The 10,836-nt window shown below is 68.7% G+C and carries 10 protein-coding genes; all 10 read left to right on the plus strand.

The features are described 5' to 3' along the window. Window positions 1–32: 32 nt before the first annotated feature. The 10 genes from AC1DFC_RS06855 (at window position 33) to AC1DFC_RS06900 (ending at window position 10,827) form a co-directional block, all read left to right on the plus strand. Window positions 33–431 (plus strand): DoxX family protein, encoded by a 399-nt coding sequence (locus tag AC1DFC_RS06855; RefSeq protein WP_478178867.1) that lies wholly within the window; start codon window positions 33–35, stop codon window positions 429–431. A 54-nt stretch (window positions 432–485) separates the two neighbouring features. Further along, the gene (locus AC1DFC_RS06860; protein ID WP_007828584.1) at window positions 486–1,340 is read left to right on the plus strand and encodes a pirin family protein; all 855 of its coding nucleotides are present in this window, start codon (window positions 486–488) and stop codon (window positions 1,338–1,340) included. 275 nt (window positions 1,341–1,615) lie between these two features. Next, window positions 1,616–2,407, plus strand: a complete 792-nt coding sequence (locus AC1DFC_RS06865) for a class II aldolase/adducin family protein (protein WP_478178868.1) — start codon at window positions 1,616–1,618, stop codon at window positions 2,405–2,407. A gap of 70 nt (window positions 2,408–2,477) precedes the next feature. After that, window positions 2,478–4,046, plus strand: a complete 1,569-nt coding sequence (locus AC1DFC_RS06870) for an ABC transporter substrate-binding protein (RefSeq protein WP_478178869.1) — start codon at window positions 2,478–2,480, stop codon at window positions 4,044–4,046. Between the two features lie 19 nt (window positions 4,047–4,065). Next, a complete protein-coding gene (locus AC1DFC_RS06875) occupies window positions 4,066–5,040 on the plus strand; it encodes an ABC transporter permease (RefSeq protein WP_413332606.1) in 975 nt (324 codons plus the stop codon). Then, on the plus strand, window positions 5,037–5,891 hold the full coding sequence (locus AC1DFC_RS06880; RefSeq protein ID WP_258352155.1) for an ABC transporter permease: 855 nt from the start codon (window positions 5,037–5,039) through the stop codon (window positions 5,889–5,891). The genes AC1DFC_RS06875 and AC1DFC_RS06880 overlap by 4 nt, the downstream gene beginning before the upstream one ends. Then, window positions 5,892–7,544 carry an ABC transporter ATP-binding protein gene (locus AC1DFC_RS06885; RefSeq protein WP_413332604.1) on the plus strand — a complete coding sequence of 551 codons (1,653 nt, stop codon included), beginning with the start codon at window positions 5,892–5,894 and terminating at the stop codon, window positions 7,542–7,544. After that, window positions 7,544–8,482, plus strand: a complete 939-nt coding sequence (locus AC1DFC_RS06890) for a 2-hydroxyacid dehydrogenase (RefSeq protein WP_413332602.1) — start codon at window positions 7,544–7,546, stop codon at window positions 8,480–8,482. The genes AC1DFC_RS06885 and AC1DFC_RS06890 overlap by 1 nt, the downstream gene beginning before the upstream one ends. A gap of 36 nt (window positions 8,483–8,518) precedes the next feature. Further along, a complete protein-coding gene (locus tag AC1DFC_RS06895) occupies window positions 8,519–9,913 on the plus strand; it encodes an aspartate aminotransferase family protein (RefSeq protein WP_007828597.1) in 1,395 nt (464 codons plus the stop codon). Beyond that, the gene (locus AC1DFC_RS06900) at window positions 9,910–10,827 is read left to right on the plus strand and encodes a DMT family transporter (protein WP_007828600.1); all 918 of its coding nucleotides are present in this window, start codon (window positions 9,910–9,912) and stop codon (window positions 10,825–10,827) included. Before AC1DFC_RS06895 ends, AC1DFC_RS06900 begins: the two co-directional genes overlap by 4 nt. Window positions 10,828–10,836: the final 9 nt, after the last annotated feature.

Here is a 10,836-nt window from a genome sequence, read left to right on the forward strand (position 1 = left end):
CGATCAATGGGGGCGTACCTAACCTTGTGCCCATGACTTCCACATCACTTCCTTCTCCCTCCTCCACCCCGGTGCAGCGCCGCATCATCTGGGGCGTCCGCATCCTTCTGGCGCTGGCTTTCGGCGCCGCGGGCGCCGCCAAGCTGGCCGGAGTGCCGCAGATGGTCCAGGTGTTCGAGGCGATCGGCTTCGGCCAGTGGTTCCGCTACCTGACCGGACTGGTCGACGTCGGCGGGGCATTGCTGCTGCTCGTACCCGCGACCGGCTTTCTCGGCGGCCTGCTGTTGGCCGCGACCATGGTCTGCGCCGTGGCCACGCACCTGGGGCTGATCGGCGGCAACCCCGCGCCGGCGGTGGTGTTGGGGCTGCTGTCGGGCTTCGTCGCCTGGCGCACGTGGCCCGTGTCCCGGCCGGCTGCCGCGGTCGCCTGACCCCCTTTCTTCCATATGGTTTTGGAGCACCCCATGCACACAGAGGCATTTCCAATGAGCGCCGCCATCGACACCCCGGCCCGCGCCATCGTCTACCGCACGCGCGGCTCGCGCCATGGCGGCATCACGCGGCTGATGAGCCCCGGCGACCTGGGCGAATTCCTCAAGCCCTTCGTGTTCCTCGATCTCTTCGGCTTCGACGTCACGGGCGGCCACAAGGGCTTCGGCCTGCACCCGCACTCGGGCATCGCCACGCTGACCTGGCTGATGGAGGGCGACACGCTGTATGAAGACACGACCGGCGAGCGAGGCACGCTGCTCGGCGGCGGCGTCGAGTGGATGCGCGCCGGCAACGGCGTATGGCACACCGGCGCACCCGCGCCGGGCGTGGAGCGCGTGCGCGGCTTCCAGCTGTGGGTGGCGCTGCCGGCCTCGGAAGAGAACGCACCGGCGCAGAGCATGTACCTCGCGCCCTCGCAGGTGCCGAAGGAAGGCCCGGCGCGCGTGCTGCTCGGGCGCTACGGCGCGGCGCAGAGCGCGATTGCCGCGCCGGCGTCGATGAACTACCTGGCCGTGGAGCTGAAGGACGGCGAGCGTTGGCGCTACACGCCGCCCGCGGGCCATACGGTGGGCTGGGTCGCGGTCAACGCCGGCGGGCTCGAAGCGGGCGACGACACGGGCGGCCCGATCGGCGCTGGCGAACTCGCGGTCCTCGAAGAGTCCGGCGAGGCCATCGACTTCGTGGCCCGTGGCGATACGGCCTTCGTGCTGGGCTCGGCCGTGAAGCATCCGCACGAGCTGGTGATGGGCCACTACTCGGTGCATACCAGCAAGGCGGCGCTCGACCAGGGCGAGGCCGAGATCCGGCGCATCGGCGCGCGGCTGCGCGCAGAAGGCCGCCTGCCCTAGCACTTCATCGGTGCGCCTGGGCGCACCACTGACATATCCAGCCACGCCGGCCGCGCGCATCTTCGGGTGCGCGCGGCCGGCGTTTTGGCGCTCCGCTTCCCTCGTGGCGCCGCTTTTCCCGCCTCCAAGGACGACGACCGAGGGCTTACCCCATAACTCGGGCCCGCATATTGCTTAAGACTGTCGTCGGTTGACTGTCGACAGTTTGCAGTCACCCCGATAGACCCCAAACAAGGGCTTGGCCTGCCAGCCAGGCCGGTGAAAAGGAACGCGATATGCAACTGCACGCAGTGGACCGCAAGGCCCCGCCGGTCTCCGACGCCGAGCGCCAGGTCCGACAGGACCTGGCCGCGGCCTACCGGCTGGTGGCGCACTACGGCATGGACGACAGCATCTACACGCACATCTCCGCGCGTGTGCCGGGCACCGAAGACCAGTTCCTGATCAACCCCTTCGGGATGCTGTTTCGCGACATCACGGCCTCGTCGCTGGTCAAGATCGACCTTGCGGGCCGCATCCTCGACGACTCGCCCTACGACGTGAACCCGGCCGGCTTCACCATCCACAGCGCGGTGCACGGGGCGCGCCACGACGCGGCCTGCGTGCTGCACACGCACACGGTGGCCGGCGTGGCGGTGTCGTCGCTGGCCGGCGGGCTGCAGCCCTGCAACCAGTGGGCGCTGCAGTTCTACCAGCGCGTGGTCTATCACGACTTCGAGGGCATCGCGCTCGACCCCGAGGAGCGCGAGCGCCTCGTGGCCGACCTCGGCCCGACGGCGCGCGCGCTCATCCTGCGCAACCACGGCCTGGTGACGCTGGGCCGCACGGTGTCGGAAGCCTTCATCCTGATGCTGAACCTGGAGCGCGCCTGCCGCGTGCAGGTGGCCATCCAGTCGAGCGGCCTGCCGGTCTACCCGGTGCCGGCCGAGGTCTGCGAAAAGACCGCGCAGCAATACGAAGCTGGCGGCGGCAGCCATCTGCCCGGCCAGGCCGACCCGAACGCGCGCGAATGGCGCGCGCTGCTGCAGCGCATCGAGCCCGCGCCGGCCACCTCGTTCCGCGACTGATCGCCCCGCTTTCCCCTCCCGTTCCCTGACCCTGTCCACCACCTCGAAAGAGCCAGAAGGAGTTCGCCCCATGAAACGTCGCAATCTCATCCAGATGGGTGCCGCCGCCACCGCCGGCCTGACGCTGGCCGGCGTTCCCCTGCACCTCCTGGCCGCGGGCAGGAAAGGCGGCGTGATCAACGCCGTCGTCCAGCCGGAGCCGCCGGGGCTGATGCTGGGCATCACGCAGAACGGCCCGACGCAGATGATCTCCGGCAACATCTACGAAGGCCTGCTGCGCTACGACGAAAAGATCACGCCGCTGCCTTCGCTGGCCACCGCGTGGACCGTCAACAAGGAAGGCACGCTCTACACCTTCAAGCTCAAGCCCGGCGTCACCTGGCATGACGGCAAGCCCTTCACCTCGGCCGACGTGGTGTTCTCGGCCGATGTGTTCCTGCGCAAGACGCATGCGCGCCTGCGGGCCAACCTGGCTGCGGTGGAAAGCATCCGCGCAGTCGATCCGCTCACCGTCGAGTTCAAGCTCAAGTACCCCTTCGGCCCCTTCATCGGCATCTTCGAGGTCGGCAGCATGCCGATGATCCCGAAGCACATCTACGAAGGCACCGACTTCGCGACCAACCCCGCCAACGCCACGCCCATCGGCACCGGGCCGTTCAAGTTCAAGGAGTGGGTCAAGGGCTCGTACATCCAGCTCGTGGCCAACGACAAGTACCACGTGAAAGACGTGCCGCTGGTCGACAGCGTCTACTTCCACGTCATTCCCGACGCGGCCTCGCGCGCGGCGGCCTTCGAGTCGGGCAAGGTCGACCTGGTGCCCGGCGGCGCGGTCGAGTACTTCGACGTGCAGCGGCTGTCCAAGCTGCCGGGCGTTGCCGTCACCACCAAGGGCTGGGAGTTCTTCGCGCCGCATTCGTGGCTGTGGCTGAACAACCGCAAGGCGCCGATGGACAACGTCAAGTTCCGCCAGGCCGTGATGTTCGCCATCGACCGCGAGGCCATGGCCAAGATCGCGTGGCAGGGCTTTGCCAAGCCGGCGACCGGGCCGTTCAACAGCAACATCAAGTTCTACAGCACCGACGTCGCCAAGTACCCGCGCAACGTGGAAACGGCCAGGAAGCTGCTGGCCGAATCGGGCTACAAGGGCGAGACGCTGCGGCTGCTGCCGCTGCCCTACGGCGAGACCTGGTCGCGGCAGGCCGAGATCCTGAAGCAGAACCTGGCCCAGGCCGGCATCAAGGTCGAGATGACCGCCACCGACGTGGCCGGCTGGAACCAGCGCCTGAACGACTGGGACTACGACCTCGCCTTCACCTACGTCTACCAGTACGGCGACCCGGCGCTGGGCGTGGCGCGCAACTACACCACCGCCAACATCGCCAAGGGCTCGCCTTTCAACAACGTCGAGGGCTACTCCAACCCGAAGATCGACGAGCTGTTCGATGCCGGCGCGCGCGAGACCGACCCGGAAAAGCGCAAGGCCATCTACCTGCAGGCGCAGAAGATCCTGCTCGACGAGGTGCCCGTGGCCTGGCTGCTGGAGCTCAACTTCCCCACGCTCTACCGCACCAAGCTCAGCAACATCGTGAGCTCGGGCATCGGCCTCAACGACAGCCTCGGCAACGCAAGCGTCGGCTGACGCGCGGAGTGACGACCGAATGAAACGTACGCAGTTCATGTTGACCCGCGTGCTGCAGGGCCTGGTGGCGATCCTGCTGATCGCCACGGTCAACTTCATGCTGGTGCGCGCCGCGCCGGGCGATCCGGTGTCGGTGCTGGCGGGCGAGGCCGGCGCGTCCGATCCGCAGTTCGTCGCGCAGCTGCGCGCGCAGTTCGGGCTCGACCAGCCGCTGTCGACGCAGCTCGCCACTTATGTCGGCAAGGTGGTGCGGCTCGACCTCGGCTACTCGTACCGCCAGCAGCAGCCGGTGCTGAAGCTCATCATGGACCGGCTGCCCGCAACGCTGCTGCTCACCGGCAGTGCCTTCGCGCTCTCGCTGCTGTTCGGCATCACGCTCGGTGCGCTGTCGGCGCGGCGTGCGGGCACATGGGTTGACAGCGCCATCACGGTGGTGGCGCTGCTCTTCTACGCCACGCCGCTGTACTGGCTCGCGCTGATGGCGGTGCTGGTGTTCACGGTGCAGCTCGAATGGCTGCCGGGCTTCGGCCTCATGACCGTGGGCTCGGGCCACGCCGGCTTCGCGCTGGTGCTCGACGTGGCGAAGCACCTGGTGCTGCCCGCGCTCACGCTCGCGCTGTTCTACATGGCCGTCTACGCACGCATGACGCGCGCCGCGATGCTCGAAGTGGCGCAGATGGACTTCGTGAAGACCGCGCGCGCCAAAGGCGTGAAACCCGGCCGCATCCTGCGCGCGCATGTGCTGCGCAACGCGCTGCTGCCGGTGGTCACGCTCGCGGGCATCCAGGCCGGCGGCATGATCGGCGGCGCGGTGCTGACCGAGACCGTCTTCGCCTGGCCCGGCATCGGCCGCCTGATGTTCGACGCGCTGCTACAGCGCGACTACAGCCTGCTGCTCGGCGCCTTCCTGGTGACGGCCGCGATGGCCGTGCTCTTCAACCTCATCACCGACCTGGTCTACACCCTGGTCGATCCGCGGATCGAGCTGACATGACGACGACGATGCAAAGCGATTTCTGGCGGCGCTTTCGCCGCAACAAGGGCGCCGTGGCCGGCATGGTGGTGCTGCTGATCGTGGCAGCCGTTGCACTGCTCGGGCCGTGGCTCGCCACCAACGACCCGTGGGCCATGGTCGAGCAGCCCTTCGTGCGCCCCTGGACCGAGCCCGGCTTCCTGCTGGGCACCGACACGCTCGGGCGCGACATCCTCGCGGGCCTGGTCTACGGCGCGCGCATTTCGCTCTTGATCGGCGTGGTGTCCACCATCGTGGCGCTGCTGATCGGCGTTACCTTCGGCGCAATCGCGGGCTACTTCGGCGGCTGGATCGATGCGGCGCTGATGCGCTTCACCGAGCTGTTCCAGGCGGTGCCGAGCTTTGCGCTGGCCATCGTGCTGGTCGCGATCTTCGAGCCCTCGATCAAGTCGATCGTCGTGGCCATTGCGATCGTCTCGTGGCCGCCGGTCGCGCGGCTGGTGCGCAGCGAGTTCCTCACGCTGCGCCAGCGCGACTTCGTGCAGGCCGCGCTGCTCGCGGGGCAGTCGACGCCGCGCATCATCCTCACGCAGATCCTGCCCAACGCCATGTCGCCCATCATCGTGATGGCCTCGCTGATGGTGGCCACCGCCATCCTGCTCGAAAGCAGCCTCAGCTTTCTGGGCCTGGGCGATCCGAACCAGATGAGCTGGGGCTACATGGTCGGCGCCGCGCGCACCGTGCTGCGCCAGGCCTGGTGGATGGCGCTGTTCCCGGGGCTGGCCATCGTACTGACCGTGCTTGCGCTCAACCTCGTGGGCGAGGGCCTGAGCGACGGGCTCAACACGCGGCTGCACGGAAAGGGCAAGTGAATGAACGCCACCGTCACGCCAATGAAACCCCTGCATCCCGTGCTCGACATCGTTGGCCTGAGCATCTCGCTGCCCTCGGGCGCCGACCGCGCGCTGGCCGTCGAAGGCGCCACGCTCTCAGTGATGCCGGGCCAGACGCTGTGCGTGGTCGGCGAATCGGGCTCGGGCAAGTCGATGATCGCCAACGCGGTCATGGGCCTCCTGCCGCGCCCGCACGTGGCGCCGGTGGCGGGCCGCATCCTGTTCGACGGCCACGACCTGCTGCAGCTCACCGAGCCGCAGATGCGCGAGCTGCGCGGGCGGCGCATCGGCATGGTGTTCCAGGAGCCGATGACCGCGCTGAACCCGGTGATGCGCATCGGCGAGCAGATCGGCGAGGTGTTCGACGCGCACGGCAGCGTGCCCGCGGCCGAGAAGCGACGCCGCATCCTCGCGGCGCTTGCCGACGTGGGCCTGCCCGACCCCGAGCTGCTGATCGACGCCTACCCCTTCCGCCTCTCGGGCGGCCAGCGCCAGCGCGTGATGATCGCCTGCGCGCTGGTGCTGGAGCCCGTGCTGCTGATCGCCGACGAGCCCACCACCGCGCTCGACGTCACCACGCAGGCGCAGATCCTCAAGCTCATCCGCGAGCTGCAGCAGCGCAGGGGCACGGCCGTGCTCTTCATCACGCACGACTTCGGCGTCGTTTCCGAAATCGCCGACCACGTGGTGGTCATGCAGACCGGCCATGTGGTCGAGTCCGGGCCGGCCGCGCAGGTGCTCAGTGCGCCGCAGCATCCCTACACGCGCAAGCTCATCGCCGCCATTCCTGACGGCCAGGCGCAGACCGTGCCGCACGACGACCTGACGCGCGTGCTGCAGGTGCAGGACCTGTGCAAGACCTACCGTTCGAGCGGAGGCCTGTTCAAGCGCGGCCGCGCGGTGCAGGCGGCGAAGGACATCAGCTTCGAGCTGCACCGCGGCGAGACGCTGGGGCTGGTGGGTGAATCGGGTTCGGGCAAGTCGAGCGTGGGGCGCTGCCTGGTGGGGCTCGCGCCCTTCGACAGCGGACGCATTCTCTTCAAGGGCCGCAACCTCGCGCAGGGCAAGAGCTTCCGGCGCGCGGCGGCCGGCAAGATCCAGATGGTGTTCCAGGACCCGTATGCCTCGCTCAACCCGCGCCACCGCGTCGGCGCGGCCATCGCGGGCGGGCCGATCGCACAAGGCGTGGGCAAGGCCGAGGCGATGGCGCGTGCCATGGAACTGCTGCAGCTCGTGGGCCTGGGCGCCGATGCGGCGCGGCGCTATCCGCACGAGTTCTCGGGCGGGCAGCGCCAGCGCATCGGCATCGCCCGCGCACTCGCGATGCAGCCCGAGCTGCTGGTGGCCGACGAGCCGGTGTCGGCGCTCGACGTGTCGGTGCAGGCGCAGGTGCTGGAGCTCTTCGCGCAGGTGCGCGCGCAGTTCCAGCTCGCGATGGTGTTCATCACGCACGACCTGCGCGTGGCCGGGCAGATGTGCGACCGCATCGCGGTGATGCAGCGCGGCGAAGTGGTGGAATACGGCGAGACGCACAAGGTGCTCAACGATCCGCAGCACGCCTACACGCGCAAGCTGATCGACGCGGTGCCACGCCTCGCGGGGCAGGCCGATGTGTCTGCGAAGGTGGCCTGATGCCTTGCATTGCGCTCTTGAGCGATGTGCTCGACATGCACTACCTTGCGCCCGCCTTTCGCCAGCACTGCCCCGATATCGACCTGCGGCTGGGCGCCGACCTCGGCCCGCTCGAACAGATCGATGCGGCCGTCTGCTGGTATCCGCCGCACGGCCTGCTGGCGAGCTTGCCGCGGCTGCAGCTGGTGCAGTCGCTGGCCGCGGGCGTCGACCACATCACGGCCGACCGGCAACTGCCGCGCGCGCTGCCGCTTTGCCGCATCGTCGATCCGGAGATGGCCACGGGCATGAAGGCCTACGTGTGCTGGGCCGTGATCCAGCATCAGCGGCAGATGCCTGCGTACCTTGCGAGCGCGGCCATGGGGGCATGGCAGGAGCAGCCGATGAGCCCGCCGGGGCGCCACCGCGTCGGCATCGCGGGGCTCGGCACCCTGGGGCTGGCCTGTGCCAAGGCATTGGCCGCAATCGGCTATGCGGTGCGCGGCTGGAGCCGCAGTGCGAAGGCCGGCCTGCCGGCCGGTGTCGCGGGCTTCCATGGCGATGCGCAGCTCGATGAATTCCTCGCGGGCTGCGACACGCTGGTGTGCCTGCTGCCGCTCACGCCGCAGACGCAGGGCTTTCTGAGCGCAGACCTGTTCGCGCGGCTGCCGCGCGGCGCGCACCTGGTCAATGTCGGACGCGGTGCACACCTTGTCGAGGCCGACCTGCTGCGCGCGCTCGACAACGGCCAGTTGTCCGCCGCCACGCTCGATGCCTTCACGCAGGAGCCGCTGCCGGCCGACCACCCTTTCTGGGGCGACCCGCGCATCCTGGTCACGCCGCACATCGCCACCCGGACCGACACGTCGGTGATCGCGCAGCAGACACTGCACAACCTCGCGCTCGTACGGCGCGGCGAGCGGCCGGGCACGGCTGTCGACCTCGACCGGGGCTACTGAGCCGCCCTCGCATTTCAAGACAACGGAGCAGGCCACATGAACGCATCCATCCCTACCGCGGCGTTGCAAGCAGCACATGCAGAGCGCGCCGCAAACGACATCGCGGCCCACCTGCACCCCTTCACCAACCTCGCGGCGCATCCGCAGGTCGACCCGCTCGTGATCGAGCGCGGCGACGGCATCTACGTGGAGGACGACCAGGGCCGGCGCTATCTGGAGGCCATGTCGGGTCTGTGGTGTGTTTCGCTGGGCTTCAGCAATGCGCGCCTTGCCAAGGCCGGCAGCGACGCGCTGCACACGCTGCCCTGCTATCACACCTTCAACCACCGCTCGAATGCGGCGGCCATTGCGCTGGCCGAGAAGCTGTTGTCGATGGCGCCGGTGCCGATGTCCAAGGTGTTCTTCGCCAACTCGGGTTCGGAGGCCAACGACACCGCCGTCAAGCTGGTCTGGTACTACCACAACGCCATCGGCAAGCCCGGCAAGAAGAAGATCATCGCGCGCCGCAACGCGTACCACGGCGTCACCGTGGCGGCGGCCAGCTTGAGCGGGCTGGTGCCCAACCACCGCGATTTCGACCTGCCGATCGACCGCGTGCTGCACGTCGATTGCCCGCATCACTACCGCTACGCCGAGCCCGGCGAAACCGAAGAGGCCTTCGCCACGCGGCTGGCCGATGCGCTCGAGCAGCGCATCCTTGCCGAAGGGCCCGACACCGTGGGTGCCTTCATCGCGGAACCGGTGATGGGCGCGGGCGGCGTGCTGGTGCCGCCGGCCACCTATTTCGAAAAGGTGCAGGCGGTGCTGCGCAAGTACGAGGTGCTGTTGATCGCCGACGAGGTGATCTGCGGCTTCTGCCGTACCGGCGAGATGTTCGGCTCCACCACCTTCGGCCTGCGGCCCGACATCCTTACCGCGGCCAAGGCCCTGTCGTCGGGCTATGTGCCGATTTCGGCCGTCATGGTGTCCGAGCAGGTGCATGCGGCCGTGGCCGCCAACAGCGGAAAGATCGGCACCTTCGGCCACGGCTTCACCTACTCGGGCCATCCGGTGACTGCCGCGGTCGCGCTCGAAACGCTGCGCATCTACGAGGACGAGCAGGTGCTCGCGCATGTGCAGGCGGTGGCGCCGCAGTTCCAGGCCGGCCTGCGCCGCTACGCCGGCCATTCGCATGTGGGCGAGGTGCGCGGCGTGGGGTTGATCGGCGCGCTCGAACTTGCGGCCGACCCGGCGAAGCGCATGCCCTTCGATGCGGCGATGAAGGCCGGCGCACGGCTGGCCGAACTCGCGCTGCAGGAGGGCCTGATCGTGCGCGCCATGGGCGATGCCGTGGCCTTCTGTCCGCCGCTCATCATCACGCCCGCGCAGATCGACGAGATGTTCGAACGCTTCGATCGCGCGATGGTGCGCTTCGAGGCTTCGCTGGCGTGAACACCACCGCGAGCGCCGCAGTGCTGCTGCGCCCGCCGGGCTCCAGGAGCACCGGCGTTGCGCTGTTCTTCTGCGCGCTGGTGGCCTTCGCGAGCTACGACGCCTTCTGCAAGCACATGCTGCAGTTCTACCCCGCGCCTTTCGTCAACCTGATGCGCTACCTGTCGGTGATCTGCATTGCCTTCGCGATGCTGCTGCGCCACGGCGACTTGCGCATCTGGCGCGCGCCGCAGAAGAGGCTGCTGCTGTTGCGCGGCGTGATGCTCGCGACCGTGGCTACCTGCTTCATGACGGCGCTGATCTGGATGCCGCTGGCCGAAGCCACCGCCATCTACTTCACCGCACCGCTGCTCATGGTGGCGCTGTCGCCCTGGCTGGTGGGCGAGGCGGTGCAGCGCAGCCGCTGGGTGGCGGTGAGCGTGGGCTTCGCGGGCATGCTGCTGATCGTGCGGCCCGGCGGCAACCTGCCATGGGTGGGCACGATGCTGATGGCGGTGTCGGCCGTCTGCTATGCGATTTTCCAGCTGCTCACGCGCCGCCTTGCGGGGTTGGTCGCGAGCCCGGTGCAGTATGCGTACACGGCGCTGGTGTGCCTGGTCGTCACCGCCCTGCCCGCGCCCTTCTTCCTGCCGGCCGAGCGGCCCGCTGCCGGTGCGGTGCTGTTGCTGCTCGCGGGCGGTGCCTGCAGCGGGCTGGCGCAGTGGCTGCTGCTGGCCGCCTTCGAGCGCGTCGAGGCCGCGACGCTGGCACCGCTCAACTACTTCCAGCTGCTGCTCGCGGTGGTCTTCAGCACTTTCTGGTTCCACAGGCCGCCCGATGGGCTGGCGATGGCGGGCATTGCGCTGATCATGGCCGCGGGGGTCTACCTGGCACGGCGGCCAATCAAGAATAAGGCCCCGCTACCCCTCACATGACGAGACAAA

It is taken from the genome of Variovorax sp. 10L421, assembly GCF_056395365.1.

Excerpts from the sequence above, each read along its gene's own strand:
- AC1DFC_RS06855 (WP_478178867.1), top strand. The coding sequence starts at position 33 with ATGACTTCCACATCACTTCCTTCTCCCTCCTCCACCCCGGTGCAGCGC.
- AC1DFC_RS06860 (WP_007828584.1), top strand. The coding sequence starts at position 486 with ATGAGCGCCGCCATCGACACCCCGGCCCGCGCCATCGTCTACCGCACG.
- AC1DFC_RS06865 (WP_478178868.1), top strand. The coding sequence starts at position 1,616 with ATGCAACTGCACGCAGTGGACCGCAAGGCCCCGCCGGTCTCCGACGCC.
- AC1DFC_RS06870 (WP_478178869.1), top strand. The coding sequence starts at position 2,478 with ATGAAACGTCGCAATCTCATCCAGATGGGTGCCGCCGCCACCGCCGGC.
- AC1DFC_RS06875 (WP_413332606.1), top strand. The coding sequence starts at position 4,066 with ATGAAACGTACGCAGTTCATGTTGACCCGCGTGCTGCAGGGCCTGGTG.
- AC1DFC_RS06880 (WP_258352155.1), top strand. The coding sequence starts at position 5,037 with ATGACGACGACGATGCAAAGCGATTTCTGGCGGCGCTTTCGCCGCAAC.
- AC1DFC_RS06885 (WP_413332604.1), top strand. The coding sequence starts at position 5,892 with ATGAACGCCACCGTCACGCCAATGAAACCCCTGCATCCCGTGCTCGAC.
- AC1DFC_RS06890 (WP_413332602.1), top strand. The coding sequence starts at position 7,544 with ATGCCTTGCATTGCGCTCTTGAGCGATGTGCTCGACATGCACTACCTT.
- AC1DFC_RS06895 (WP_007828597.1), top strand. The coding sequence starts at position 8,519 with ATGAACGCATCCATCCCTACCGCGGCGTTGCAAGCAGCACATGCAGAG.